This window comes from Streptacidiphilus sp. MAP12-20, assembly GCF_041262525.1.
In the GTDB taxonomy this organism is placed as follows: domain Bacteria; phylum Actinomycetota; class Actinomycetes; order Streptomycetales; family Streptomycetaceae; genus Streptacidiphilus.
In genome coordinates this window covers 195,255-221,292 of record NZ_JBGCCK010000007.1, presented here as the reverse complement: position 1 = coordinate 221,292, position 26,038 = coordinate 195,255, and the positions used below count along the sequence as shown (strand labels likewise).

Below are 26,038 nucleotides of genomic sequence, written 5' to 3'. Positions count from 1 at the left end.
ACCCCGTCCGTGACCCGTATGACCGCCGACGCGAGGGAACTCGAGCAGGCCTGGCAGGAAGTCCAGCCGGACGCGGCCCGTCGGCTGCTCATCGCCGCGGTGGAGGCCTTCGCGGCGCGCGGTTTCCACGCCACCACGACCCGGGACATCGCCCGTGGAGCGGGCCTCAGTCCGGCCGGTGTCTACGTGCACTACGGGTCCAAGGAGGAACTGCTCTACCGGATCACGCTCATCGGCCACCAGCAGACCGGACGGCTGATGCGCGCGGCCACGGTGGGCTCCTCCGAACCCGCGGAGCAGCTGCGGTCCCTGGTCCGGGATCTGACGAGCTGGCAGGCGCGGTTCCACACCACCGCGCGCGTCGTGGAGTACGAGCTGCACTTCCTCTCCGAGGAGCACCACACGGAGATCGCCGCCCTGCGCAGGGAGATGCAGGGGCTGGTCGAACGGATCCTCGAAGTGGGCACGGCCCAGGGCGAGTTCGACGTCGCGGACGTGCCCACGACCGCCCTCGCGCTGCTCTCCCTCTCGGTCGACGTCGTGCGCTGGTACCACCCCTCGGCCCGGCTGAACCCCGAGGATCTCGGGCGGCACTACGCGGACCTCGCCCTGCGCATGGTCAGCGCCGGCAGGCCCGCGTAGCGGCTCGTCCGTTCGGTACCGGCTCAGACCTGCGCCGGCGTCAGCTCCTCCAACTGCGCGGCGATGGTGCGCTGGTGCTCCTCGAAGTCCTCGCGGGCACGACGCGGGCTCCACCGGCCGGCCATGCCGAAGATGAACGGCAGGAACAGCAGCTGGCCACCGAGGCAGACCCACCACCAGGTCTGCCAGTTCCCGGGGTTCGCCGCCGCGGCCTTCTGCACCGAGGCGCCGTACTGGGTGAGGACGGTGAGCTGGGGCTTGGCCTTGGCGACGAGGGCCAGGTCGGCGGGGCCGACCTCCTGGACCGCCTGGGCCAGCAGCGCGGGCGGCGTCTGGGCCGCCGTCGGGTACGCGGCGAGCTGCGCGAAGAGCTGCGGGTGCGCGTCGATGACGGCGAGGGCGGGCGCGGCCTCCTGGGCGGCGACCTTGACCTGCGCGCCGTGCTCGACCAGCGGGGTGACGCTGGTGACCACCAGCGGCAGCACCGCGACGGAGGCCGCCACGACCACGCGGTTGATCCACCCGTACACGGCCAGGCCGGTCGCGGTCGCGGCCGGGTTGTGCTTCTCGACGGTCTCGGTGAAGCTCGCCATCCACGGGCCGAAGGCGATGCCGCCGGTGACGCCGATGCCGAGGACGGTCAGCGCGAAGGTGTAGTAGCCGGTGCCCGGGCGGGTGGCGTCCAGCGCGAACATGGTCAGGAACACCATCGACCCGACCCCGCCGACCAGCATGAACGGCTTGCGGACCCGCAGCCGGTCCGACAGGATCCCGACCGCCAGCAGGGCCACCGCGTCACCGGCCCAGTACCAGTTGAGCAGTCCGGCCGTGCGCTGGAGCGAGTAGCCGAAGGTCGTGGCGAAGTAGACGGTGAACGAGCCGACGGCGACGTAGTAGAGCAGCAGGAAGACGCTGATGGCGAAGGCGGAGCCGACCACGTCGAGGCGCATCATCTGCCGCCACTGGCCGCGTTGCAGCGCCTCCTCGTCCAGGCCCTTGGCGCGGGCCTCGATCAGCGCCCGGTCGCGCAGGCTCACCATGATCTGGTCGCGCAGTCGCGGGGAGAGCTCGCGCAGGCCGAACAGAGCGACCGCGAAGACTACCAGGCCGGTGATGCCCGCGTAGCGGATCTCGTCCTGCCAGGTCGTCGAGCCGGAGTAGGTGTGGCTGGTCACCATGGTCACGACGAGGCTGCCGATGACCGGGCCCATCGTCCAGAAGCCCATCGCTGTGGCCCGCCCCAGCTGCGGGGAGAAGTCACGCACGAGCGCAGGGGTCGTCACCAGGATCATGCCCTCGACCAGGCTGACCAGGGTGATCAGGACCGCATAGCTGAACTTGTCGGGGGCGTTCGGCACCCCGAAGGTCACCAGCAGGCCCACCAGCAGCGTGCCGTAGACGGTCAGGTTCGCCCGGCCCCACCGATCGGCCAGCCCGGCCAGCAGCGAGGCGAAGGCGCCGACGGCGTTGCCGACGACGGAGATGAACACGAAGTACGTGAACGTCATCCGGTAGTGCGTGAGGATCGCGGTGGACACCGAGAACTGCACGTAGAGCTGGTAGTACAGGACGATCGTGGTCACCACGACGATGGCCAGGTAGCCGTACCGGCGGCCGCTCTCGGGGTAGTGGGCGAGCTGACGGTTCCACAGGCCGCTGCCCAGGCGGGACGTGACCCGCTCGGGTCTGGTGTCGGCTTCGATCGACGGCGCGGACATGGTGCCTCCTCGGCGAGAAGAACTCGGGGTGGGGGAACGGGAGGACGTGCGCGGTGGTGCTGTGGGCTCAGCTCTGGCGCAGTTCGCGCTTGAGCAGCTTCCCGGTCGCGTTCTTGGGCAGTTCCGGCAGGAACCGCACCTCGCGGGGGTACTTGTAGGCGGCCAGCCGGTCGCGGCAGTACGCGACGAGCTCCGCGGCAGAGGTCGAGGCCGGCGCGTCGGGCCGTAGCGCGACGACGGCGACGACCTCCTCGCCGAGGTGCTCGTCCGGTCGGCCGATCACCGCCGCCTCGGCGATCGCGGGGTGGGCGTAGAGGACCTCCTCCACCTCGCGCGGGTAGACGTTGTAACCGCCGCGGATGATCAGGTCCTTGGCCCGGTCGACCAGGTAGAGGAAGCCGTCCTGGTCCCGGTAGGCGAGGTCGCCGGTGTGCAGCCAGCCGTCCCGCAGCGCCTCGGCCGTGGCCTGCGGATTGCGGTAGTAGCCCTTCATGACGTTGTGGCCGCGCAGCAGGATCTCGCCCACCTGCTCGGCACCGCACGGCAGTTCGCGCCCGTCGGGGTCGACGATCCGCGCCTCGACGCCCCAGATCGGCTTGCCGATGGACAGGAACCTGCGGTCCCGTGCGCTGGGGTTCATCGTGGCGGCACTCGCGGTCTCACTCAGGCCGTAGCCCTCCAGAACCGCGACGCCGAAGCGCTGCTCGAAGGCGGTCATCACCGCCTCCGGCATCGCCGCCCCGCCCGAGCAGGCGATCCGGAACCGGGACAGGTCCCGCCCCGCCGTGTCCGCCTGAAGCAGCGCGTGGAACATCGTCGGCACGCCGACGAAGACGCTCACGCCGTGGTCGTGCATCGCGTCGAGCACGAGCGCGGTGTCGAAGCGCGGCACGAGCGACAGCGTCGCGCCGTAGCGGATCCCGCAGTTGACGACCCCCGACAGTCCGTAGACGTGGAAGAAGGGCAGCGCCGCCAGCGTGACGTCGTCCTCCTCCACGCCGAACAGGGCGCCCGCCGTGGTGCAGTTCATGAACAGCTGGAAGTGCGTGAGTTCGGCGCCCTTGGGTCGGCCGGTGGTACCGCTGGTGTAGATGATCACCGCGGTGTCGTCCGCGTCGGTGGCGACGACGTCGAACGGCGCTGCCGTCGCACAGAGGTCGGCGAAGGCCGGGCCGAGCAGGCAGAGCGACAGCCCCTCGATCCCCGCCGCCGCCTTCGTGGCCTCGGGCAGACACGCGTCGAAGGTGATCAGCAGGCGCGCCTGGGAGTCGGTCAGTTGGTGGGCGATCTCGGCGGCCTTGAGCAGCGGGTTCAGCGGCACCATCACCAGTCCGGCCTTGAGGATGCCGAAGTAGGCGGCCAGGAACTCGGGGACGTTGGGCAGTTGGACCGCCACCTTGTCGCCGCGCGCCAGGCCGGAGGCGAGCAGACCCGCCGCGACCCGGTCCGAGAGCGCGTCGAGCTCGGCGTAGCTGACGGACCTCTCGCCCGCGCGGCAGCAGGCCTTGTCCGGGTGCGCCTTCGCCGACTCGCGCAGCATCGTCGCCAGGTTGAAGCTCATGCGCGCACCTGCTCGGCGGGCCAACGGTCGCGCCAGGGGCGCGCGGCCTCGATCTGCGCGCACAGCGACAGCAGCGGGCCCTCGCCGGCCGGGCGACCGGCGAGGGTGACCCCGATCGGCAGCCCCTCGGCGGTCCACCACAGCGGCAGGCTCGCGGCGGGCTGGCCGGTGGCGTTCCAGATGCCGGTATAGGGACTGAACGCGGTCTGCCGTGCCAGCTCCGCCTCGAAATCCGGTCCGCGCCGGTCGGCCTGCGGGCCCTCGCCGAAGAACCACTCGGGGGTCTGCGGCGGCATCGCCAGCGTGGGGGTGAGCACGGCGTCGAACTCCTGAGTGCTCGTCACCGCACGCCTGGCCAACAGTTGCAGGGTGCTCAGCGCGCCGAGGAACTGGTCGGCCGAGGTGGCCCGGCCGCGCTCACGCCACCAGCGCGTGAGCGGCCGCAGTAGCGGCTCCCGCTCCGGCGGCACCGGCCAGGAGAGGGACTGGACGGCCCAGGTCGTGAAGAACGGCTCGGCCAGCTCGGGTCCGAGCGGGTTCGCGATCTCGACGACCTCATGGCCGAGGGCGATCAGCAGCGCGGCGGCGTCCTCGTAGGCGTCCCGGCACTCGGGCGCGAGAGTGAAGTCCGTGCTGCCGGGGTCGGCATAGCGGGCGATCCGCATTCGGCCGGGCTCGCGTCCCGCCCAGCCGAGGAAGGTCTCCCCGGCGGGCAACGGCTGCGCCCAGTAGGCGTCGCCCGGCATCGGCACCGCCAGCGCGTCGAGCATCGCGGCGGCGTCACGCACGGTGCGCGCGATCGGACCCTGGACCGGCAGCCCGGTGACGTCCACGCCCAGCGGCCCCGAACTCACGCGGCCGCGCGAGGGCTTGAGCCCGAACACCCCGCATGCGCTCGCGGGGATGCGCAGCGATCCGCCGCCGTCGCTGCCGTGCGCGAAGGGCACCAGCCCCGCCGCCACGGCCGCCGCCGCCCCGCCGCTGGACCCGCCCGCCGAGCGGCTCAGGTCCCAGGGGGTGCGCGCGGAGCGTGCGATGTCGGTGTCGGTGTAGGCGTTGAGGCCGAATTCGGGTGTGTTGGTCTTGCCCAGGCTGATCGTCCCGGCCGCGCGGAGCAGCGCGACGCTGTGGGCGTCGACGGCGGGCACGAAATCGCGGAACGCACGCGAGCCGAAGGAACTGGTGACGCCGGCGGTGCCGACCAGGTCCTTGATCGCGGTCGGCACGCCGAACAACGGCGGCAGCTCGTCCGGGCGTTCTCGCACCCGCCGCTCGGCGGCCCGCGCCTGCTTCCGCGCGGCGTCGGCGGTGACGGTGACGAACGCGCCGAGCGCGTCGTCCGAGGCGGCGATCCGGTCGAGGTAGTGGTCGACCAGCTCGACCGGGCTCACCTGGCCGGAACGAACGGCGGCGGCCTGGGTGAGCGCGTCCCACTCGTGGATCGACGCGGAAGTCGGCTCGGAAGACGGCATGGCTGACCCCCGCATCAGACGAACAGCCGGGACACCGACTCGGCGACGCAGGCCGGCTTCCCGCCGCCCTCGCGCTCGATCGTCACCTTGGTGACGATCTGCACCCCGCCGGGGACGTCGGTGACCTCGACGAGTTCGACCCGGCCGCGGACCCGCGAGCCCACCGGCACCGGAGCGGGGAAACGCACCTTGTTGGTCCCGTAGTTGACGCCCATCCGGATGCCGTCGACGTGCAGCACGCTGTCCCCGATCACGGGCAGCAGCGACAGCGTCAGGAATCCGTGAGCGATGGTCGTGCCGAACGGACCGGCCGCCGCGCGCTCGGGATCGGTGTGGATCCACTGGTGGTCACCGGTCGCCGAGGCGAACTCGTCCACCTGCGCCTGCTCGATCGTGATCCACGGGCTGACCCCGACCTCCGTGCCGACCGCGCCGCGAAGATCCTCGAGCGTGGCAAATCCCATGCGAAACCTCCTCCGGGGAGTGGGAGCGCATCCACCTGTGCCGCGGCAACGAGAGGCGGGCCGTCGGCGGTGACTAAGCGCTTGCTTAGCATTGTCGCGGGGCCAGGTGCTGTCAATGGTCGATCGCCGTCGCGCGGGGGCTATGAGGGCGACCTAGTGTAGGGATATAGCCGGATTTCTGCCGTTTCGGGCCCTGGGTCGCAGGACCCGAGAGCCCGAGGAGGGCAGGATGACCCAGTCATCAACACCGCGGAGATCAACAGCCCGGATGTCCGTGAACGTCGACGGCGTCGACTACCAGGACGACGTGGAGCCACGCCTGCTCCTGGTCCACTACCTCCGCGATCGGCTGGGCCGCACAGGCACCCCGATCGGCTGCGACACCGGCAACTGCGGTGCCTGCACGGTCGAGCTCGACGGAGTGAGCGTCAAGAGCTGCCAGGTACTGGCCGTGCAGGCGGACGGTGGCCGGGTGACCACGATCCAGGGACTGGCCGGGCCCGACGGCGCCTGGCATCCGCTGCAGAAGGCCTTCCACGAGCAGCACGCCCTGCAGTGCGGCTACTGCACGCCCGGCATGATCATGGCCGCGCGGGACCTGCTGGCGGAGAACCCCGACCCGACCTCGGAGGAGGTCCGTGACGCGCTGGAGGGGAACCTCTGCCGCTGCACGGGCTACCAGAACATCGTCCGCGCCGTGCTCGCCGCGGCGGCCGAGCTGCGCCGGCACGGCGCGCCCGAGCCGCGGGGCAAGGCCGCGGACCTGCCGCAGGCGACCGGCCAGGAGGCGCGGGCATGACCGAGCAGCTCACGGGAGGCGAGGTCCGGCGCGAGGTCGGACGCGCGCGGACCCGCAAGGAGGACGCCCGCCTGGTGACCGGGCAGACCAACTGGACCGACAACATGTCCGTCCCCGGCCTGCTGTACGCCGCGATCCTGCGCAGCCCGATGGCGCACGCGCGGATCGAGCGCGTCGACGCGAGCCCCGCGCTGGCGCGGGACGGCGTGGTCGCCGCCTTCACCGGCCGCGACCTGGCGGAAGGTCTCGGCTCGCTGCCGTGCGCCTGGCAGGTGACCGAGGACATGATCCTGCCGGACCACCCGCCGCTCGCCGTGGACGAGGTCCGCTACGTCGGCGATCCGGTCGCGGTCGTCGTCGCGCGCGACCGCTACGCGGCGGCGGACGCGTTGGAGGACATCTGGGTGGACTACGAGCCGCTGCCTCCGGTGCTGGACCTGGAGGAGGCGCTGGCCGAGGGCGCGCCGCTGGTCCACGCCGACAAGGGCAGCAACCGCTGCTACACCTGGCCGCTCGTCTCCGGCGACTACGAGGCCGCCAAGACCGCCGCCGACGTCGTGGTGCGCCGTCGGTACACGCAGCAGCGGCTCATCCCGAACGCGATGGAGCCCCGGGCCGTCATGGTGGTCCCGGTGCCCGCGACCGGGGAGTACACGCTGTACTCCTCGACCCAGATCCCGCACATCGTGCGCATCATGATGGCGCTGACCACCGGCATTCCCGAACACAAGCTGCGCGTCGTCGCCCCGGACGTGGGCGGCGGCTTCGGCTCCAAGCTGCAGGTCTACGGCGAGGAGGCGATCGCCCTGGCGCTCGCCCGCGCGCTCGGCCGACCGGTGAAGTGGACCGAGTCGAGGTCCGAGAGCTACCAGGCGCAGCACCACGGCCGCGGCCAGATCCAGGACATCGAGCTCGCCGCGACCCGCGACGGCAGGCTGCTCGGACTGAAGGTGGACCTGCTGGCCGACATGGGCGCCTACCTGATGATCGTCACCCCCGGCGTGCCGCTGCTGGGCGCCTTCATGTACCCGGGCATCTACAGGATGGACGCCTACGACTTCCACTGCACCGGCGTCTTCACCACCAAGACCCCGACCGACGCCTACCGTGGCGCCGGCCGCCCGGAGGCGACCTTCGCCATCGAGCGGACCATGGACGAGCTCGCGGCCGAACTCGGCCTGGACCCGCTGGAGCTGCGCCGCCGCAACTGGATCCGGCACGAGGAGTTCCCGTTCACGACCATCGCCGGTCTGACCTACGACAGCGGCAACTACGAGGCCGCGACCGACCGCGCCGTCGCGCTCTTCGGCTACGAGGACCTGCGCGCCGAGCAGCGCGCCCGCAACGCCAACGCCGATCCGGTGCGCCTGGGCATCGGCATCTCCACCTACACCGAGATGTGCGGCCTGGCCCCGAGCCGGATCCTCGGCTCGCTGCGCTACGCGGCGGGCGGCTGGGAGGCGGCGTCCATCCGGATGCTGGCCACCGGCAAGGTCGAGGTGATCACCGGGACCAGCCCGCACGGCCAGGGCCACGTCACCGCCTGGAGCCAGATCGCCGCCGACGTGCTGGGCGTGCCGTTCGAGGACGTCGAGGTCATGCACGGCGACACCCGTGTCGCGCCGCAGGGCATGGACACCTACGGCTCCCGCTCCCTGGTGGTCGGCGGCATCGCGGTGCACCAGGCGGCGCAGAAGGTCGTCGCCAAGGCCCGCACCGTCGCGGCCCACCTGCTGGAGGCGAGCGAGGAGGACCTGGAGTTCGCCGACGGCGCCTTCGCCGTCCGCGGCTCGCCGGACGCGCGCCGGACGATCCAGGAGATCGCCTTCGCCGTCTTCGCCGCCCACGACCTGCCTGAGGGCATGGAGCCCACGCTCAACGCGGAGCACCTGGTCGACCCCGAGAACTTCTCCTACCCGCACGGCACCCACCTGTGCGCGGTCGAGGTGGACACCGAGACGGGCCGGGTGAAGATCCGCTCGTACGTCTGCGTCGACGACGTCGGACGCGTGGTCAACCCGATGATCGTCGAGGGGCAGGTGCACGGCGGCGTCGCACAGGGCATCGCCCAGGCGCTGTACGAGGAGGCCGTCTACGACGGAGCCGGGAACCTGGTCTCCGGCACCATGGCCGACTACCTGGTCCCGGCCGCGCCGGACCTGCCGGACCTGGTCACCGATCGCACCGAGACCCCGGCGACCTCCAATCCGCTGGGCGTCAAGGGTGTCGGCGAGGCCGGGACCATCGCGTCCACCCCGGCCGTCGTCAACGCCGTCATCGACGCGCTGCGGCCGCTGGGCGTCCGTGACGTGCGGATGCCCTGCACGCCGGAACGGATCTGGCAGGCCGTCAGGGCTGCCGCTTCCAGCAAGGAGGCCTCGTCGTGATCCCCGCAGCGTTCGACTACGCCCGACCCGAGACCGTGGACGAGGCCGTCCACACCCTCGCCGACGCCGGGCCGGAGGCCAAGGTGCTGGCCGGCGGCCAGAGCCTGCTGCCGATCCTGCGCCTGCGCCTGTCCTTCCCCGAGCTGCTCGTCGACGTCGGCCGGATCGAGCAGCTGCGCGGGGTGCGCCAGGAGGACACGAAGCTGGTCATCGGCGCGATGACGACGCATCACGACGTCATCCACGACCCGCTGGTCCGCGCGCACGCAGGACTGCTGGCTCAGGCGGCCGCGACGGTCGCCGACCCGGCGGTACGCCACCGCGGCACGCTCGGCGGCTCGCTCGCCCACGCCGACCCGGCCGGTGACCTGCCGGCGGTCTGCCTGGCGCTGGACGCCACGATGGTCGCGCTCGGCCCGCAGGGTTATCGCACGATCCCGGCGGCGGAGTTCTTCGTCGACTACCTGCAGAGCTCGCTGCGCCCCGACGAACTGCTGACCGAGATCCAGTTGCCGGTGCTGGACGGCTGGGGCTTCCACTACGAGAAGTTCAACCGCGTCGCCCAGGCCTGGGCCGTGGTCGGCGTCGCCGCGGCGGTGCGCCGCGACGGGGACCGGATCGCCGAGGCCAGGATCGGCCTGGTCAACATGGGCGCGAGGCCGCTGCGCGCGCACCTGACCGAGACCGCGCTGGCCGGAGCGGACCCCTCGCCGGAGGCCGTCGGCCGGGCCGCGACGATGGCCGCCGAGGGCGCCCATCCGCCGACCGATCTGTCCGGCTCCGCCGAGTACCGCGAGCACCTGGCCCGAGTGCTCACCGGGCGCGCCGTCCTGGCCGCGGCAGGGACCTGATGGAACCGGAGGATCCGCAGGCGCTGCGGACGAAGCTGGAGGAGACCGGCTACCTCGTCGACGACGGGCTGGCGGTCGCCTGCTTCCTGGCCGTCCGACTGCACCGGCCGATCTTCTGCGAGGGCGACGCCGGCACGGGCAAGACCGCCCTGGCGGGCGCCCTCGCGCAGGCGCTCGGCGCGCCGCTGATCCGACTGCAGTGCTACGAGGGCATCGACGCCGCCCAGGCCCTGTACGACTGGGACTTCCCACGGCAGCTGCTGCATCTGAAGGTGGCCGAGGCGGGCGGCGTCTCCGACCCCGAGCTGCTGGAGAACCAGCTCTACAGCCCCCGCTTCCTGATCGCCCGGCCGTTGCTGCGCGCCCTGGAGACCCATCCGTCGGTGCTGCTGGTGGACGAGGTGGACCGGGCCGACGAGGAGTTCGAGGCGCTGCTGTTGGAGCTGCTGTCCGAGTACACGGTGACCGTCCCCGAGCTCGGCACGCTGCGGGGGGAGCAGCCGCCGGTCGTGGTGCTCACCTCCAACCGCACCCGTGAGGTGCACGACGCGCTGAAGCGCCGCTGCCTCTACCACTGGTTCGACCACCCGGACTTCGCCCGCGAGGTGGCCATCGTCCGTCGGCGCCTGCCGCAGGTGACGGAGCGCCTGGCCGCCCAGGTCACCACGGCCGTCCGCGCGCTGCGCGCCCGCGACCTCGTCAAACCGCCGGGCGTGGCGGAGACCCTGGACTGGGCCGAGGCCCTGCACACGCTCGGCGCGAGCTCCCTGGACGCGGAGCTGGCCACGGCCACGCTCGGCTCGGTGCTCAAGTACCGCGAGGACATCGGCCAGGCCCGGTCACTCGACCTGACGGCGCTGCTCGCCACCGCGCCAACGGGCAGCCCGCCATGACCCGCCGAGCCGGCGCGGCAGCCGCCGCCACAGCGGTGGACCCGGCCAGGGCGCTCGGTGCCGAGGCGGCGACAGCTGTGCTGGTGGGCTTCGCCCGGACCCTGCGGGCGGCCGGGGTGGCCGTTGCGCCCGACCAGGTGCACGGCTTCCTCCGTGCGCTGGATCTGCTGGGGGCAGGACCGCGCCACCACGTGTACTGGGCGGGGCGGCTGGCCCTCTGCGCCGAACGGGACGACCTGGATCGCTACGACCGCGTCTTCGCCGCCTACTTCGGCGCTGACGCCAGGGTTCCTGCCGCCCGGCGGCCCGTGCCGGTCCGCCCGCTCCCGCGACTGTCCCTCGCCGCTGTACCAGGCGGGACGGGCGAACCGGCCCCCGTGAGCCCGCGTCAGGTCGCGTCCCTGGCCAGCGCGGCCGAGGTGCTGCGTCATCGGGACATCGCCACGATGACCGACGCGGAGCGGGCCCAGCTGCGACGCCTGCTCGCCGCGCTCGCCCTGGGCGGTGAGCCGCGCCGCACCGCGCGGCGGCGGCCGTCCCGGCGGGGCGAGGTGGACCCGCGTCGCACCGTGCGGGAGCTGCTCCGGCGCGGCGGCGAGCCCGCGCGGCTGCGTCGCCGGGCGCGCGTGGAGCGGCCGCGCAGGGTGGTGCTGCTGGTCGACGTCAGCGGGTCGATGTCGCCCTACGCGGACGCGCTGCTGCGCTTCGCGCATGCGGCGCGCATGCCTGCCCGCGCGGGCAGGCTGCCGCGCACGGAGGTGTTCACCCTCGGCACCCGACTGACCCGCGTCAGCACCGAGTTGACGCACCGTCGGCCCGACGTCGCCATGGCCGCGCTGAGCCGGGCAGTGCCCGACTGGAGCGGCGGCACCCGCCTCGGCGAGACGCTGCGCGCCTTCGTCGACGGCTGGGGGCGGCGCGGACTGGCCAGGGGGGCCGTGGTGGTGGTGCTCTCGGACGGCTGGGAGCGCGGCGATCCCGCCCTGCTGGCGGCGCAGATGCGGCGCCTGCACGGGCTCGCCCACCGCGTCGTCTGGGCCAACCCCTGCAAGGGCCGACCGGGTTACGCACCCCTGGCGGCGGGCATGGCGGCCGCGCTGCCGAGCGTGGACGTGTTCCTCGAGGGTCACAGCCTCGCGGCGCTTGAGCACTTGGCCGCCGTGGTGGGAGGAGCGGCTGATGCGTGACATCCTGCCCACGCTGCGGCGCTGGTACGCGACGGGCGCGGAGTTCGGGCTCGCCACGGTCGTCGGGGTGACCCGCAGCGCGCCGCGCGCGCCGGGCGCGGCGATGGCCGTCGGCCCCGGCGACGAGGTGGCCGGCAGCGTCTCGGGCGGCTGCGTCGAGGGCGCGGTCTTCGACCTGGCCCAGGAGGTCGTCCGCACCGGCCGGGCCCAGCTCTCGACGTTCGGCTACAGCGACGACGACGCCTTCGCCGTCGGCCTGAGCTGCGGCGGGGAGATCACGCTGCTGGTGCGGCCGGTCTCGGCGGCACTGGACCGGACCTTCGACCCCGTGGCGGCGTCGGTCGCCGAACAGCAGCCCGTCGCGCTGGCGACGCTGCTCGACACTCCGGACATCGGCGCGGTACTGGCCGTCTGGCCCGACCGGGTGGCCGGCTCACTCGGCTCGTCCGGGCTGGACGCCGCGGTCACCGCGGACGCGCGCGGCGAACTGGCGCAGGGGGTAACCGCGCAGCGCCACTACGGCCTGCACGGAGAGCGGCGGATGGACCAGGTCACCGTCTTCCTGCAGTCCTTCGCGCCCCCGCCGCGCCTGCTCGTCTTCGGGGCCATCGACTTCGCCGCAGCGGTCGCCGATCTGGGGGCGTTCCTCGGGTACCGGGTGACGGTCTGCGACGCGCGCCCCGTCTTCGCCACGGCGCGGCGGTTCCCGCCGCAGGTCGAGGTGGTCGTCGACTGGCCGCACCGCTACCTGGCCGCCACGCAGGTCGACCGCTCGACGGTGATCTGCGTGCTCACCCACGACCCCAAGTTCGACGTGCCGGTCCTGGAGGTGGCGCTGCGGACACCCGCCGCGTACATCGGCGTGATGGGCAGCCGCCACACCCACGAGGACCGGCTGCGACGCCTGCGCGAGTCCGGCGTCGACGAGCCCGCGCTGGCGCGCCTGCACGCGCCCATCGGCCTCGATCTCGGCGCCCGCACCCCGGAGGAGGTGGCCGTCTCGATCGCGGCGGAGATCGTCTCGTCCCGCTGGGGCGGCACCGGCGCCGCCCTCTCCCACACCACCGGCGCCGTGCACGGCCCCGACCCGCGAGCGAGGAGCTGACCATGCTGCTGCACCACGACATGACCGTGCCGGCCTCCACCGACGAGGTCTGGCGCGCGCTCGGCGAGATCGAGGAGATCGCTCCCTGCCTGCCGGGAGCCTCGGTCGACCGGGTCGACGACGACACGGTGTACGGGACGATGACGGTCAAGGTCGGCCCGATCACCGTCGCCTACCGGGGCCGGGCCGTCATCGACGAACGCGACGACGCGAGCCACCGCATGGTCGTCCACGCCACCGGCCGCGAGCAGCGCGGCGCGGGAACGGCCGCCGCCACCATGGTCGTCGCGGTCCACGAGCAGGACGACGGCGCGACGGAGGTGGACGTCGACACGGACCTGACGATCACCGGCCGCCCGGCCCAGTTCGGCCGCGGCGTCATGGCCGACATCGGCGACCGCGTCATCGCCGAGTTCGCCGACCGCCTCTCGCAACGGCTCGCCGCGACCACGGCCGCGACCACCGCCGCACCGCCTTCCGAAGAGCCTGCGGCACCCGCGCCTCCGACCGACGCCACCACCCCACTCGACCTGCTGCCCGTTCTCGCCCCCGTCCTGCGCCGCGCGGCCCTCCTCGCGCTGACCGCCCTCTGCCTGACCGCCCTCGCCCGCCTGATCCGCCGCAGTCTCGACCCGGCAAGCCCGCACGCTACGGGCGGTCGTTGAGCATTCGGGGCCACTGGGGACTCTTACTTACCACCATCAAGCGCACAGTCCGCTCTCAGTTCCCCATCGCGACACCCACGGGCCATCTGCTCCTGCGAGAACTGGCGCGCACGCCGCCCGGCAGGGTCGCGGCTTCGACCTTCTCCGAGCCCCAGGAACGCCATCATGCCTTCGCGCATCGCGTCCGCCCGCCGATCGCTCCCCCGCGCAGCAGCTCTTGCTCTGGCCGTCTCCTTCGCCGGAGCCGTGACCGGTATGTACCCGGCGTTGGCCAGCGCCGCGGTCGCGACGTCTTCCGCCCCCGCCGCACCGACCGTCCCGGCCGGATTCTCCGTACAGACGGTCGCCACCGGCCCGACCGGGCAGAGCAGCCCGGATGACATCACCCGCCTGGGGAACCACCTGTTCGTGGCCTACCAGAACGGCGTCGGCTCCGACGGCAAGGCCTCCCCCAAGGGCGCCACCAAGAGCACCATCGTGGAGTACACACTCGCGGGTCAGCAGCTCGCGTCCTGGTCGGTGACCGGCAAGGTCGACGGTATGGGCGCGGACGCGGACGGCAACCGCGTCATCGCCACGGTCAACGAGGACGGCAACTCCAGCCTCTACACCGTCACCCCCTCGGCCGCCGCGTCGGCTCAGCTGCAGCACTTCGCCTTCCAGGGCATGACCCACGGAGGCGGCACGGACAGCGTGCTGGTCACCGGCGGGAAGATCTACCTCACCGGCTCGGCCCCAGCCGCCGACGCCGACGGCAAGACCTACAGCAAGCCGGCCCTCTACACCGCCGTCCTGACCCCGGCGGCGGGCGGAACCGGGACCGTGGCGCTGACCCCGGTGCTCTCGGACAACGCGGTCGCCAAGGACGCCGTCACCGGGAAGAGCACGAAGCTCAACCTGTCCGACCCCGACTCCAGCGAGCACGTTCCCGCCGCCGCTCCCCGGTTCGGCGGCGACCTGCTCCTGGACAGCCAGGGCGACAAGCAGCTGATCTTCCAGAACGGCGCCCAGACTCCTACGGTGCTCAACCTCAACACCCAGGTCGACGACACCACCTTCGCGACCGGCAGCACCGGCACGCTCTACGTCGTCGACTCCAAGAACGACAAGATCCTCGCCATCACCGGCCAGTTCACCGCCGGTCAGGCCTTCACCTCGGTCCCGGGCGACTCCACCACGCTCCCCGGCACCCTGGGCACGCTCGACACGGCCACCGGGACCGTCAGCTCCTTCGCCAAGCTCGGCTCGCCCAAGGGCCTGCTCTTCACCCCGGAGACGCTCGCGGCTCCGGTCGGCTCCGGCGGCAGCAGCAGCTCCGCGCAGCCGTCGGCTTCGGCCTCGGCGAGTGGCCCTGCCCTGGCAGCGACCGGTGCCGGCGCCACCCTGCCGATCGCGGGCGCGGCCGTGGCCGCGCTCGTGCTCGGCGGCGGCGCCGTCCTGATCGCCCGCCGCCGGGCCGGGCGCCGCAGCTGACCCGCACAACTGACCGGCACAGCAGCAGCCGTTGAGGCCGGGTCGTGGTCTCGCCAGAGCCCACAACCCGGCCTCACGCGGGAGGTCAGTCCCGCAGTTGCTCGGGATCCGCTGCGAGGAGCTTGCGGACCTGCTCCAGCAGGGCGCTGGCGTCCGGCTGCGGGCCGCCCTCGTCGATGCCGCTGCCGCGCAGGGCGTCGGCGATCTCCTTGAACTGGACGTCCCAGTCGTTCTGGTAGACCTGCTCGTGCTCCTCGGCCGCGTGCGACTGGCGCAGGCCGACGGTCAGGTCGACGACCTTGCCGATCAGCGCTGTCATCGCGAACGAGAAGAGGCCGATCACCAGCACGGCGACCAACTGCTTACCGAGCAGATCCCAGCCGCCGCCGTAGAACAGGCCCTTCTTTCCCGTCATCATGCCGGTGGCCGCGAGGCCCGCCATCGCCATGCCGAAGAGGCCGCCCCAGCCGTGGATGCCGACCACGTCCAGGGTGTCGTCGACACCGAAGCGGTACTTCCAGCTGATGGCGAAGGCACAGGTCAGACCGGCCAGGAAGCCGATCACCGAGGCCCACAGCGGGGTGACGTCCCCGGCGGCCGGGGTCATCGCCACCATGCCGGTGACCGCGCCCATGCTGATGTCGAGCAGGCCGACCTGGCGGGTGCGCCACCAACTGGTCGCCGCCCAGCCCGCCATGGCCGCGCCGGCGGCGAACTGGGTGTTGACGAACGCCATCGGCGCCGCGCCCGGCACGCCCAGCGAGGAGCCGGTGTTGAAGCCGAACCAGCCGAACCAGAGCAGCGCCAGGCCGATCACGACCAGTGGCAGGTTGTGCGGCCGGATCGGCTTGCGCTCGAAGTCCGCGCGCCGGCCGGCGACCGCGGCCAGGGCCAGACCGGCCGCGCCGGAGGCCAGTTCGACCACGGTGCCGCCGGAGAAGTCGACCGCGCCCAGCTGCTTGGCCACCCAGCCGTCCGGCGAGAAGACCCAGTGCGCCATCGGGACGTAGACCAGCAGCGTCCAGACCGAGGCGAAGACCAGCCAGCCCCTCATCTTGGCCCGCCCCGCCACCGAGCCGCTGATCAGCGCGACCGTGACGATGGCGAAGGACATGTGGAAGACCGAGAAGGTCACCGTGGGGATCGAGCCGGTGCGGCTGGTGAGGCCGACGCCGGACATGAAGACGTGGTCGAGCGAGCCGATCACACCGAGCCCGCCCGCGTCCTTGCCGAAGGCGAGCGAGTAACCGACGGCGAACCAGAGGATGCTGACCAGCACCACGCAGCCGAAGCACATCTTGAGCATGGCGATGACCTGGCCGGTCTTCACCATGCCGCCGTAGAAGAACGCCAGCCCCGGTGCCATCAGCAGCACCATCGCCGCCGCCATGATCAGCCAGGCGGAGTTGCCCGAGTCGAAGAGCTGCGGCATCACTTCTCCTGCTCCCGCTGCTCCAGCAGCCGCCGGAGCTCGGCCAGCAGGGCCGCGTCCACGCCGCCCGGACCGGCCGCGGCGTCGGCGCCGACGGTCACCGGGACCTTGGCCTCGACGATGCGCCGGCGGATCTCGGCGATGGTCTCGTCGTCGTAGGCCTGCTCCTCCTCCGCGCCGGGGACGTGCTCGTACTCCTCGGCGGCGCGGAAGCCGACGGTCTTCTCGATCGCCTTGGCGATCAGCCAGGTCACGCCGAAGGAGAAGGTCGCGCAGGCGACCACGCCGACGGCCTGACGCCACAGCAGGTCGACGCCGCCGCCGTAGAGGAGGCCCTTCTTGCCGCTCATCTGGAAGGTGGCGAAGAGGCCGATGCCGAGCACGCCGACGATGCCGCCCCAGCCGTGCACGCCCACCACGTCGAGGGTGTCGTCATAGCGGAGCTTCAGCTTGAGGTTGATCGCGAAGGCGCAGACCACACCGGCGACGAAGCCGATCACCAGCGCCCCGATCGGAGAGACCTCACCGCAGGCCGGGGTGATCGCGACCATGCCGGCCACCGCCGCCGAGGCGACGCCGAGCATCTCGACATGGCCAAGACGCCACTTCTCGATCAGCGGCCAGCCGACCATGGCGCCGCAGGCGGCGAGCTGGGTGTTGAGGAAGGCCATCGGCGCGGTGCCGCCGGTCTGCAGCGCGGAGCCGGCGTTGAAGCCGAACCAGCCGAACCAGAGCAGCGCCAGGCCGATCACGACCAGCGGCAGGTTGTGCGGACGGATGGTCTCGCGCTCGAAGTCCTTGCGCTTGCGGACCACGATCGCGACGGCCAGGCCGGCCGCGCCGGAATTGATCTCCACCGGCATACCGCCGGCGAAGTCGAGCGCGCCCAGGTGTGCGGTGATCCAGCCGTCGGACGCGAAGACCCAGTGGGCCATCGGCACGTAGACGAAGAGCGTCCACGCGACGACGAACCAGAGCCAGCCGCGCATCGTGGCACGGCCAGCGATCGAGCCGCTGATCAGTGCGACGGTGATGATGGCGAACGCCATCTGGAACGCAGAGAAGATGACGGTCGGGATGGAGCCTGTGAGGCTGTTCATGCCGATGTCGTGCATCATCCAGTGGGCCGGCGTGCCGATCAGGCCCCAGCCGCCGACGTCCTTGCCGAACGCCAGGCTGTAGCCGATGGCCAGCCACAGCACGGTGACCAGGGCCAGGCAGACGAAGCTCATCTTGAGCATGACCAGCACGTGCTTGGTCTTGACCATGCCGCCGTAGAAGAAGGCAAGGCCGGGGGTCATCAGCAGGACCATGGCGGTACTCGCCATGAGCCACGCGGTGTTACCCGTATCGAGGTGGGAGGGCATCCGAGGTCTCTCTGGTCGGGGTACAGGGATGGAGTGGGGGTTCAGGACTTGCGCATCACCGGCGCCGGTACGCCGATCAGCAGTCGGCGGACGGCGTCCCAGGCCTGCCGGAGCGCCGCGGTGACGGTGGGGGAATCGCCGCCGAGGACCCGGAGCCAGGCCCCGCAGTCCTCGGGCAGCACGCTCACCCCGTAGCGCAGCCCGCTGCCGTCGGGCAGGTCGCGCAGCGCCTGGTGCAGCGCGTCGGCGACCTCGGCGGCGGGTGCGAGCGGAGTGACGGCGTAGAAGGTGGACACCAGGTCGTGCCCGGCCAGCACGGCGGGACCGGTGACGCCCGGTCCGGCGGCGCGCTCGGGGACCAGCCGCACGGTGTCCAGGGCGAGCAGGCGGCCGTCGGGGCGTCGGAACTCCAGGTCTGCGGCGAAGACCTGGTAGGCGTTGCGCTCCCCGTGGGCCAGCCGGCCGGCCATCACGGTCTCCCCGGCGAGCACGGTGGCCGAGGGCGCGACGGTGACGACGGTCCGCTGGTAGAAGCGCGAGTCGCGGTAGGGGATGGTCATGTCCGGCAGGTACTCGACGTAGGCGTCCGCGTCGGCGTGCAGGAAGACCTGCTGGGTCGCGTAGTCCGCGTCCGTCCGGTGGACCTTGGTGGCCGCCTGGGTGGTGAGGTGCACGGCCGTGCCCGCGCCACAGCGCAGGTCCATCCGCAGCCGGTCGGCCTGGACGATGCCGCCGCCGGTGGACATCAGGAAGGTGACGGCCAGGTCGGGCCGGGCGGGGTCGAAGTAGAGCGGCCGCATGATCTGGAGCGGCGACTTCTGGTAGTGCGTCACCAACTCGGTGCGCGGACCGATCCGTTCGAAGCCCAGCTCCAACAGGCCGATCTTGCCCGGCCGGCCGACGCCGAGCTGCTGCGGCTGTCCTGCGTACCGCCGCACCTCGGCGGGGACGCGGTCGGGCTCGTAGTGGGCGGGCGCGAGCCGGGCCGTCGCCGCCGCCGACCGTCCCACCGTGGCGGTCGTCATGCCGCGACCCGTCGGTAGGACTCCAGCAGGTCCGCGACCTGCTCCAGTCCCTCGCCGGTCAGGCTGTTGGTCAGCACCACCGGGCGGCCCTCGCGCACCCGGTCCGCGTCGCCCGTCATCACGTCCAGATCGCATCGCACGTATCGGGCGATGTCGATCTTGTTGATCACCAGGACGTCGGAGTCGGTGATGCCCGGGCCGCGCTTGCGCGGCATCTTCTCGCCCTCGGCCGTGTCCAGCACGAAGAAGAACATGTCGACCAGCACCGGACTGAAGGTCAGGGTGAGGTTGTCGCCGCCCGACTCGTAGATCAGCGTGTCGATGTCGGGGAACCGTTCCAGCAGTTCGGCCCCGGCGGCGAGGTTCATGGTCGGGTCGTCCCGGACGGCGGTGTGCGGGCAGGCGCCCGTCTCGACGCCCACCACCCGCTCGGGGTCGAGCATCCCGGCGAGGTTGCGGCGGACGTGGTGGGCGTCCTCCTGCGTGTAGATGTCGTTGGTGATCACCGCGGGCCGTCGGCCACGGGCGATCAGCACCGGGACCAGCGCCTCGATCAGCGCCGTCTTGCCCGAGCCGACCGGCCCGGCGATCCCGACGCGGAGCACCTCGTCCGTCATCTCCCGCCTTCTTTCATGCAGTTGGTGCCGTTGGTGCCGTTCTCGCCGGCGAGGCCGGTCATGAGGCGAACATCCGCGCCTCGGCCCGTTCGTGGCGGCCGGACATCACGTCGGCCACCGGCACGCAGCCGCCGAGGTCCGCCAACTCCCGTTCCAGCGCTTCGGCGGTGACCTCCGCGATCACCGGAGCCAGGGCGCGCAGGGTGATCTGCGCGCGGCGGTGGTCCGTCAGCCGCAACCGCAGGCCCGCGCTGACGAAGCTGACGCAGAAGGCGAACAGATCGCTCGCCACCGCCTGGTCGGCCGCGACGCCGCTCGCCGCGTAGGCCACCCCGGCGACCACCGCCTGGCAGCCCGGCGTCCGCTTCGCCACCACCAGCTCGGTGTAGTGGTCCAACTCCGCACCGCCCAGGGCGAGCCTGGCGGTGTCCAGCATCTGCCGCCCGGTCCGGGTCGAGGCCAGCCGCAGCTCGCGGTTGAGCTTGCTCGCGAAGAGGCGCTGGTCCACCTCGACCAGGGCGTCCCACTCCCCCGCCCCGACCGCCCGGTGGGCGAGCGCGAGCGCGGTGGCGTCCGCTGGGCCGACCGAGTGGCGCAGCAGGTCCTCCAGCAGCACCGGCATGGTGTCCTGGTCGACCTGCTTGGCCTGGACGTAGCCCTCCAGGCCGTGCGAGAGCGTGTAGAACCCGCTGGGGAAGGCCGAGTCGGTCAGCTGGAGGCTGACCAGCAGGCTGTCGAGGGCGGTGGTCGTCACGGGCGTGCTCACGGGCGTGCTCATGCGAGGTAGAAGAGGTGGTTGAGCGGGAGGGTCCGGGCCGGCTCGATGGTGGCGGGCTCGCCGTCGATGGTGACCTGGTAGGTCTCCGGGTCGACCTCGATCTTCGGCAGGGCGTCGTTGCGCACCATGTGCTGCTTGCCGACGGTGCGGCAGTCACGCACCGGCAGCACCCGGCTGTCCAGGCCGAGTTCGGCGGGCACGCCGCGGTCGATCGCGACCTGCGACATGAACGAGACCCGGGTGGCCTGCCGGGCCTTCCCCATCGCCCCGAACATCGGGCGGTAGTAGATCGGCTGGGTGGTCGGCAGCGAGGCGTTCGGGTCGCCCATCAGCGCCCAGTTGACCATGCCGCCCTTGATCACCAGCTTCGGCTTCGCGCCGAAGGAGTGGATCGGCCAGAGCACGATGTCCGCGAGCTTGCCCGGCTCCAGCGAGCCGATCCAGTCGGCGGTGCCGGTGGCGATGGCCGGGTTGATGGTGAGCTTGGCCAGGTAGCGCAGCACCCGGTGGTTGTCGTTGCGCTCGCTGTCGCCGGCCAGTTTGCCGCGCTGGTCCTTGCAGTGGTGCGCAGTCTGGAAGGCGCGGGTGAAGGACTCGCCGACCCGGCCCATCGCCTGGGAGTCGGAGGAGAAGATGGAGATGACGCCCTCGTCGTGGAGCACCGTCTCGGCGGCCACGGTCTCGGCGCGCACCCGGGAGTCGGCGAAGGAGACGTCCTCAGGGATGTCGTGGCTCAGGTGGTGACAGACCATCACCATGTCGAGCAGCTCGTCGATCGAGTTGACGGTGTAGGGCAGGGTCGGATTGGTCGACGAGGGCAGGACGTTGGGCTCGCCCGCGATCCGCATGATGTCCGGGGCGTGGCCACCGCCCGCGCCCTCGGTGTGGAAGGTGTGGATGGTCCGGCCGTCGATCGCGGAGAGCGTGTCCTCGAAGAAGCCCGACTCGTTGAGGGTGTCCGTGTGGATGGCGACCTGCACGTCGTACTCGTCCGCCACCCGCAGCGCGGTGTCGATGGTCGCCGGGGTGGCGCCCCAGTCCTCGTGCACCTTCAGGCCGCAGGCGCCCGCCTCGACCTGCTCGCGCAGCGCCTCCGGCAGCGAGCCGTTGCCTTTGCCGAGCAGGCCCGTGTTGACCGAGAGGTCCTCCACGGCCTGGAACATCCGGCCGATGTTCCACGGTCCCGGCGTGCAGGTGGTGCCGTTGGTGCCGTCGGTCGGGCCGGTGCCGCCGCCGATGAAGGTGGTGATGCCGTTGGTCAGGCCCTCCTGGGCCTGCTGCGGGGCGATGAAGTGGATGTGCGTGTCCACGCCGCCGGCGGTGGCGATCAGATGCTCGCCGGAGATCACCTCGGTGCCCGGCCCGATCACCAGCTTCGGGTGGACCCCGCTCTGCAGCCTCGGGTTGCCCGCCTTGCCGACGGCGGTGATGAAGCCGTCCTTGACGCCGATGTCGCCCTTGACCACGCCGAGCACCGGGTCCAGCACCACGACGTTGGTGACGACCAGGTCGAGCGCGCCCTGCAAGCTGGTCGCCGCCGGGTCCTGGGCCATCCCGTCGCGGATGCCCTTGCCGCCGCCGTAGACGGCCTCGTCGCCGTAGTGGCCCTGGTTGTGGTCCTTCTCGACCTCGACCACCAGGTTGGTGTCGGCGAGATGGAACCGGTCGCCGACGGTCGGGCCGAACAGGTCGGTGTACTGGCTGCGGGGGATGATCGCCATCAGAGCTCGCCGCCCTTCTCGCCGAGGAAGCCGAGCTCGGCGGCGCGGCGCAGCGCCTTGGCCCGGGTGTCGGCCGAGTTGAGGCCGCCGTCGACAAGACCGCTGAAGCCGACCAGACGCCGGTGCCCGGCGTAGGCGACCAGGTCCACGTCGCGGGTGTCGCCGGGTTCGAACCGGACGGCGGTTCCGGCGGGCAGGTCCAGGTGCATCCCGAAGGCCTGTTCCCTGTCGAAGCCGAGGGCCCGGTTCACCTCGAAGAAGTGGTAGTGGGAGCCGACCTGGACGGCCCGGTCGCCGGTGTTGCTCACCCGCACGCGCACTCTGGCCCGACCGGCGTTGATCTCGACCGGTGCCTCTCCGTACAGGTAGGCGGGTCTGCCTGCTGACATGGCGTCTCTCTTTCGGCGATGGGTCGGCGGGGGCCGGGCTTCAGTGGTGTGCGTGGTGGCGCACGTGCCGGTGCAGGTGGGGGTGTGGGTGGGGGTGCGGATCCGTGGCGGCGGGCGTGGCCTCCGTGACCGACGCGTGCGAGTGCGCGTAGCCGTGGCCGTGCTCCGCGTCGAGCCCGGCCGCGATGCCGTCGTCGCCGTCCCGAAGCCGGCGCAGCGCCTCGTGCGCGCGGGCGGCGAGCACGCCTGCGACGGCGTGCGGGGAGAGCAGCGGTCCGCCGTCCACGGCGCCTGCGACCGACGTCGACGCGGGCGCGGCCGGACCGAAACCGGCCGGGACCAGCAGCACCTCGGTCGCGCCCAGTCGTCGGCAGCGGTCGACCCCCTCGTCGACGTCGGGGTCGCCGCCGGTGAAGGCCACCTCGACCCAGCGGTGGGCGCCGTACTGGCGGACCAGCCTGGCGATCCGGAACAGCTCCGCGTCCTCGAAGGGCCCCGCCGCCCGCGCGGTGACCAGCACGGCGGAGGCAGCGGCCCGGCCGGCGGCGGCTCGCAGCCAGCCCACCAGGTGTCCGGCACTGCCGAAGGGCTCGGTGAGGGCGACTCGCCCCACGGTCGCGGGGCCGGCCAGCCAGCGCAGCCCTCGGGCGGTGTCGGCGACCAGTCGCGGGTCGCGGCCCAGCGTCATGGGCACCACGCAGACCGGTCCGCCGGGCACGGCGGCGAGGGCGTCCGCGACGGCCCTGACGAGGTCCCGCCCGACTCCGACGGCGCGGAAGGCGTGCCCGGACGCCGCCAGCGGCTGCAGCGCCTCAGCTCCGCCGCTCTCGTGCCCGCCGACCAGGACCAGCACGGCTCAGGCGCCGATCGGATCGTGGCAGGAGACGAGCTTGGTGCCGTCCACGAACGCGGCCTCGATCTGCAGCAGCGGCAGCATCTCGCGAACGCCGGGCATGACGTCCCCTGCGCCGACGATCCCCTTGCCGAGTTCCATGCATTCGGCGACCGTCCGGCCGTCCCGCGCGCCTTCCAGGATGCCTTCGCTGATCAGCGCGACGGCCTCGCTGTAGTTGAGCTTCACGCCGCGGTCGCGGCGGCGGCGGGCCAGGTCGGCCACCACGAAGACGTAGAGCTTGTCGATCTCACGGGGCGCGAGGTTCATCGGGGCGCTCCTTCTGCGGGCGCGGGACGGCCGGCGCGGGAAGCACGCGGCCTGAGAGACATTCCACTATGCGGAAAGTTAATTCCACCTTCGAGGAAGGTAGGGGCAGCGCCCGAATCCGTCAACATCTTGTTGAGCGTCTCTTAACCACTTCTTGCTCGGCCTGGCCAGACCGCAGGGACCGGCCTTGTCGCGTGACCGACATGGCTGTCCCGCTGTCTACTGGTCGCATGACCGAATTGACGGCCGCGCAGATCGCGTATCTCGGAAGCCAGCTGCTGGGCCGGCTGGCCACCGCCGGAGCCGACCACAAGCCGCATGTGGTGCCGACCTCGTTCCGCTACAACGCCGAACTCGGCACGATCGACGCCGGTGGCCACCACGTGGCGTCCACCAAGAAGTACCGGGACGTCCAGGCCAACGGCTGGGCGGCGATCGTGGTCGACGATCTCGTGTCGACCGATCCGTGGACCCCACGCATGCTGGAGATCCGCGGCCGCGCCGAGGCGATCCCCACCGGGGGCGCGCACTTCGGGCGAGGATTCGGCGACGCCTTCATCCGCATCCATCCCGACAGGGTCAACAGCTTCGGCATCGAGTAGCTTGGCCGCCACCGATCCGAGAGGTGCACCATGCCGGCCCGACCCAGCGTTCTGTTCGTGACGGACCTCGCCTACCAGGCCCGAGGCCGACGCTACTGCGACGAGGACATCTTCCTGACCTCGCGGCTACGCGACGAATTCGACATCGCCCTGTGTCACCCGCTGGACGCCGCCGCGCTGATGGACGCCTTCGCCGCGGTCGTGGTCCGCAACAGCGGCCCTGTGCTGCACTACCAGGCGGCGTACGAAGCGTTCCGGAAGCAGGCCACGGCGCGCGGCACGCGGGTCTACAACCCGCTCACGGGCCGCGGCGACATGGCCGGCAAGCAGTACCTGCTGGACCTCACCGCCGCCGGGTACCCGGTCATCCCCACCATCGACCGGCCGCAGGACCTGGGCAGCCTGCCGGAGAGCGGCGAGTACGCGGTCAAGCCCAAGGCCGGAGCGGACTCGATAGGCCTGACCTTCGTGCCGCCGGAGCGCCTGGGCGGCCTCGCGTACGGCGACATCCTGGTCCAGCCGCGGATCGACTTCCGCTACGAGGTGTCGTTCTACTTCGTCGACGACAGCTTCCAGTACGCCCTCTACGCCCCCGACCCCGATCGGCGCTGGGTCCTCGAACCCTACGAGCCGACCGATGCCGACCTCGCCTTCGCCCACCGCTTCATCGACTGGAACACTCTCGACCACGGCATTCAGCGTGTGGACGCCTGTCGCGACCGGGACGGCGAACTGCTGCTGGTCGAGCTCGAGGACCTCAACCCCTACCTGTCACTCGACCTCCTGTCCGACCGGACCCGCCACGGGTTCGTCGCCGCCATGACGACCTCCTTGCACCGCTTTCTCGACGCTCCGGGCGGATAGCCCCCGTTCAGCTGGCGGGAAGTCGCTCGGTATCGGAACCGAAGGGAAGGAAGACGGTACGGGTCGCGAGGAACCAGTCGCCGTCGATGGCGCGGAAGGTGTCCTCGTAGTGACCCACGTTGACCGGGAGGCGAGGCTCGATCATGCCGCCGACGTAGCCGTCCACCCGATACGTCGTCAGATAGGAGACCGCGCGAGCCCTCGTCGCGGACTCGACCGTGACCAGGACATTCATCATCAGGCGACGAGAGAGCCTGTCCGAAGGACGCGAAGCGAAATAGGCGCGCAGGGACTCACGGCCCTCAATGCGGCGGTCGCCGTGCGGCCAGTGCCAGACACCGTCGGGTGTGAAGAGTTCAGCGACCGAGCTCGGCTCGCCGAGGTCGAGGCGGTGGATGAAGTCGAAGATGATCCGCTCGCACGCGCGTTCCGCGAGCATTCGATCGATCGGGGCGGTGATCTTGTCGTCCATCCCCCCTTCCTACCAGCTCGACCGTGGCGGTGATTCGCCGCCGGTCTCGGCGCGGGGATGCGCGTGGGCGGCCAGGGCGGCGTCGAGGTCCTGGTGCAGGGTCACGGGCGCGTCTGTGGTGAGGAGTACGGCGTCCCCCGGCGCGGCGACCAGCTCCAGGGTTCGGCTCTCGCGCTCTAGTTGGAGAGCGGCTTGTGCGACGGCGTCGCGTCCGGCGGTGGACCAGCCCTTGAGGTGGGTGAGGTCGAGCAGCAGCGGGCCGTCGCCGCGGGCGACGGCCCAGCCGATCGCGCCGGTGAACCTGCTGACGGCGTCGTCGCCGAGGAAGCCGCTGATCTGCAGGACGTCGGCGGTGGGTCGGGTGGTCAGGTGCCACTGGATGGTCATCGCGC

At 71.8% G+C, this 26,038-nt stretch carries 25 protein-coding genes and 1 pseudogene; 11 read left to right on the top strand and 15 right to left on the bottom strand.

Annotated features, from left to right (window positions below; genetic code table 11):
• Positions 1 to 18 precede the first annotated feature (18 nt).
• Positions 19 to 642 (top strand): TetR/AcrR family transcriptional regulator, encoded by a 624-nt coding sequence (locus ABIA32_RS11925; RefSeq protein ID WP_370094125.1) that lies wholly within the window; start codon positions 19 to 21, stop codon positions 640 to 642.
• A gap of 23 nt (positions 643 to 665) precedes the next feature.
• Here the strand turns inward: ABIA32_RS11925 and ABIA32_RS11920 are convergent, their stop codons facing one another.
• The 4 genes from ABIA32_RS11920 to ABIA32_RS11905 all read right to left on the bottom strand — a co-directional run bounded on the left by ABIA32_RS11920 (position 666) and on the right by ABIA32_RS11905 (position 5,857).
• Positions 666 to 2,360, bottom strand: coding sequence for an MFS transporter (locus ABIA32_RS11920; protein ID WP_370094009.1), 1,695 nt, complete (start codon positions 2,358 to 2,360; stop codon positions 666 to 668).
• A gap of 67 nt (positions 2,361 to 2,427) precedes the next feature.
• Entirely contained in the window at positions 2,428 to 3,921 is a 1,494-nt protein-coding gene (locus ABIA32_RS11915) for a long-chain fatty acid--CoA ligase (protein WP_370094008.1), read from the bottom strand.
• Positions 3,918 to 5,393: an amidase gene (locus ABIA32_RS11910; RefSeq protein ID WP_370094007.1), complete on the bottom strand. Its 1,476-nt coding sequence runs from the start codon at positions 5,391 to 5,393 to the stop codon at positions 3,918 to 3,920. The genes ABIA32_RS11915 and ABIA32_RS11910 overlap by 4 nt, the downstream gene beginning before the upstream one ends.
• Positions 5,394 to 5,407: 14 nt before the next feature.
• Complete coding sequence (locus ABIA32_RS11905) at positions 5,408 to 5,857, bottom strand: MaoC family dehydratase (protein WP_370094006.1); 450 nt, start codon at positions 5,855 to 5,857, stop codon at positions 5,408 to 5,410.
• A gap of 268 nt (positions 5,858 to 6,125) precedes the next feature.
• Here ABIA32_RS11905 and ABIA32_RS11900 point away from each other — a divergent pair, with 268 nt between their 5' ends.
• From ABIA32_RS11900 to ABIA32_RS11865, 8 genes are all read left to right on the top strand, one after another.
• Positions 6,126 to 6,656 carry a (2Fe-2S)-binding protein gene (locus ABIA32_RS11900; RefSeq protein WP_370094005.1) on the top strand — a complete coding sequence of 177 codons (531 nt, stop codon included), beginning with the start codon at positions 6,126 to 6,128 and terminating at the stop codon, positions 6,654 to 6,656.
• On the top strand, positions 6,653 to 9,043 hold the full coding sequence (locus ABIA32_RS11895) for a xanthine dehydrogenase family protein molybdopterin-binding subunit (RefSeq protein WP_370094004.1): 2,391 nt from the start codon (positions 6,653 to 6,655) through the stop codon (positions 9,041 to 9,043). Before ABIA32_RS11900 ends, ABIA32_RS11895 begins: the two co-directional genes overlap by 4 nt.
• Entirely contained in the window at positions 9,040 to 9,894 is an 855-nt protein-coding gene (locus tag ABIA32_RS11890) for a xanthine dehydrogenase family protein subunit M (protein ID WP_370094003.1), read from the top strand. The genes ABIA32_RS11895 and ABIA32_RS11890 overlap by 4 nt, the downstream gene beginning before the upstream one ends.
• On the top strand, positions 9,894 to 10,787 hold the full coding sequence (locus ABIA32_RS11885) for an AAA family ATPase (protein WP_370094002.1): 894 nt from the start codon (positions 9,894 to 9,896) through the stop codon (positions 10,785 to 10,787). The genes ABIA32_RS11890 and ABIA32_RS11885 overlap by 1 nt, the downstream gene beginning before the upstream one ends.
• A complete protein-coding gene (locus ABIA32_RS11880; RefSeq protein WP_370094001.1) occupies positions 10,784 to 11,974 on the top strand; it encodes a VWA domain-containing protein in 1,191 nt (396 codons plus the stop codon). The genes ABIA32_RS11885 and ABIA32_RS11880 overlap by 4 nt, the downstream gene beginning before the upstream one ends.
• Complete coding sequence (locus ABIA32_RS11875) at positions 11,967 to 13,079, top strand: XdhC family protein (protein ID WP_370094000.1); 1,113 nt, start codon at positions 11,967 to 11,969, stop codon at positions 13,077 to 13,079. The genes ABIA32_RS11880 and ABIA32_RS11875 overlap by 8 nt, the downstream gene beginning before the upstream one ends.
• Before the next feature lie 2 nt (positions 13,080 to 13,081).
• Positions 13,082 to 13,744 (top strand): SRPBCC family protein, encoded by a 663-nt coding sequence (locus ABIA32_RS11870; RefSeq protein WP_370093999.1) that lies wholly within the window; start codon positions 13,082 to 13,084, stop codon positions 13,742 to 13,744.
• Positions 13,745 to 13,909: 165 nt separating this feature from the next.
• Entirely contained in the window at positions 13,910 to 15,217 is a 1,308-nt protein-coding gene (locus ABIA32_RS11865) for a hypothetical protein (RefSeq protein ID WP_370093998.1), read from the top strand.
• A gap of 85 nt (positions 15,218 to 15,302) precedes the next feature.
• Here ABIA32_RS11865 and ABIA32_RS11860 read toward each other — a convergent pair whose 3' ends face one another.
• The 9 genes and pseudogenes from ABIA32_RS11860 to ABIA32_RS11820 all read right to left on the bottom strand — a co-directional run bounded on the left by ABIA32_RS11860 (position 15,303) and on the right by ABIA32_RS11820 (position 23,708).
• Positions 15,303 to 16,649, bottom strand: coding sequence for an ammonium transporter (locus ABIA32_RS11860; RefSeq protein WP_370093997.1), 1,347 nt, complete (start codon positions 16,647 to 16,649; stop codon positions 15,303 to 15,305).
• Entirely contained in the window at positions 16,649 to 18,016 is a 1,368-nt protein-coding gene (locus ABIA32_RS11855; RefSeq protein ID WP_370093996.1) for an ammonium transporter, read from the bottom strand. The genes ABIA32_RS11860 and ABIA32_RS11855 overlap by 1 nt, the downstream gene beginning before the upstream one ends.
• A 41-nt stretch (positions 18,017 to 18,057) precedes the next feature.
• Positions 18,058 to 19,041 (bottom strand): urease accessory protein UreD, encoded by a 984-nt coding sequence (locus tag ABIA32_RS11850; protein WP_370093995.1) that lies wholly within the window; start codon positions 19,039 to 19,041, stop codon positions 18,058 to 18,060.
• Positions 19,038 to 19,757: pseudogene (ureG, locus tag ABIA32_RS11845) on the bottom strand (urease accessory protein UreG); the annotation flags it as partial. The gene ABIA32_RS11850 and the pseudogene ureG, both read right to left, overlap by 4 nt.
• Positions 19,717 to 20,436: an urease accessory protein UreF gene (locus ABIA32_RS11840; RefSeq protein ID WP_370093994.1), complete on the bottom strand. Its 720-nt coding sequence runs from the start codon at positions 20,434 to 20,436 to the stop codon at positions 19,717 to 19,719. The gene ABIA32_RS11840 and the pseudogene ureG, both read right to left, overlap by 41 nt.
• The gene (gene ureC, locus ABIA32_RS11835) at positions 20,433 to 22,157 is read right to left on the bottom strand and encodes an urease subunit alpha (protein WP_370093993.1); all 1,725 of its coding nucleotides are present in this window, start codon (positions 22,155 to 22,157) and stop codon (positions 20,433 to 20,435) included. The genes ABIA32_RS11840 and ureC overlap by 4 nt, the downstream gene beginning before the upstream one ends.
• The gene (locus tag ABIA32_RS11830) at positions 22,157 to 22,546 is read right to left on the bottom strand and encodes an urease subunit beta (protein WP_370093992.1); all 390 of its coding nucleotides are present in this window, start codon (positions 22,544 to 22,546) and stop codon (positions 22,157 to 22,159) included. The genes ureC and ABIA32_RS11830 overlap by 1 nt, the downstream gene beginning before the upstream one ends.
• 40 nt (positions 22,547 to 22,586) lie before the next feature.
• Positions 22,587 to 23,399, bottom strand: coding sequence for a cobalamin biosynthesis protein CbiX (locus tag ABIA32_RS11825; RefSeq protein WP_370093991.1), 813 nt, complete (start codon positions 23,397 to 23,399; stop codon positions 22,587 to 22,589).
• Positions 23,400 to 23,402: 3 nt separating this feature from the next.
• Positions 23,403 to 23,708: an urease subunit gamma gene (locus tag ABIA32_RS11820; RefSeq protein ID WP_370093990.1), complete on the bottom strand. Its 306-nt coding sequence runs from the start codon at positions 23,706 to 23,708 to the stop codon at positions 23,403 to 23,405.
• Positions 23,709 to 23,938: 230 nt separating this feature from the next.
• On the opposite strand from ABIA32_RS11820, the gene ABIA32_RS11815 reads away from it, so the two are divergent.
• Positions 23,939 to 24,310, top strand: a complete 372-nt coding sequence (locus ABIA32_RS11815) for a PPOX class F420-dependent oxidoreductase (RefSeq protein WP_370093989.1) — start codon at positions 23,939 to 23,941, stop codon at positions 24,308 to 24,310.
• Between the two features lie 30 nt (positions 24,311 to 24,340).
• Positions 24,341 to 25,174 carry a hypothetical protein gene (locus ABIA32_RS11810; protein ID WP_370093988.1) on the top strand — a complete coding sequence of 278 codons (834 nt, stop codon included), beginning with the start codon at positions 24,341 to 24,343 and terminating at the stop codon, positions 25,172 to 25,174.
• 7 nt (positions 25,175 to 25,181) lie between these two features.
• Here ABIA32_RS11810 and ABIA32_RS11805 read toward each other — a convergent pair whose 3' ends face one another.
• Both ABIA32_RS11805 and ABIA32_RS11800 read right to left on the bottom strand, forming a co-directional pair.
• Positions 25,182 to 25,646, bottom strand: coding sequence for a nuclear transport factor 2 family protein (locus ABIA32_RS11805; RefSeq protein WP_370093987.1), 465 nt, complete (start codon positions 25,644 to 25,646; stop codon positions 25,182 to 25,184).
• A 9-nt stretch (positions 25,647 to 25,655) separates the two neighbouring features.
• Positions 25,656 to 26,033, bottom strand: coding sequence for an anti-sigma factor antagonist (locus tag ABIA32_RS11800; protein ID WP_370093986.1), 378 nt, complete (start codon positions 26,031 to 26,033; stop codon positions 25,656 to 25,658).
• Between the last annotated feature and the right edge of the window lie 5 nt (positions 26,034 to 26,038).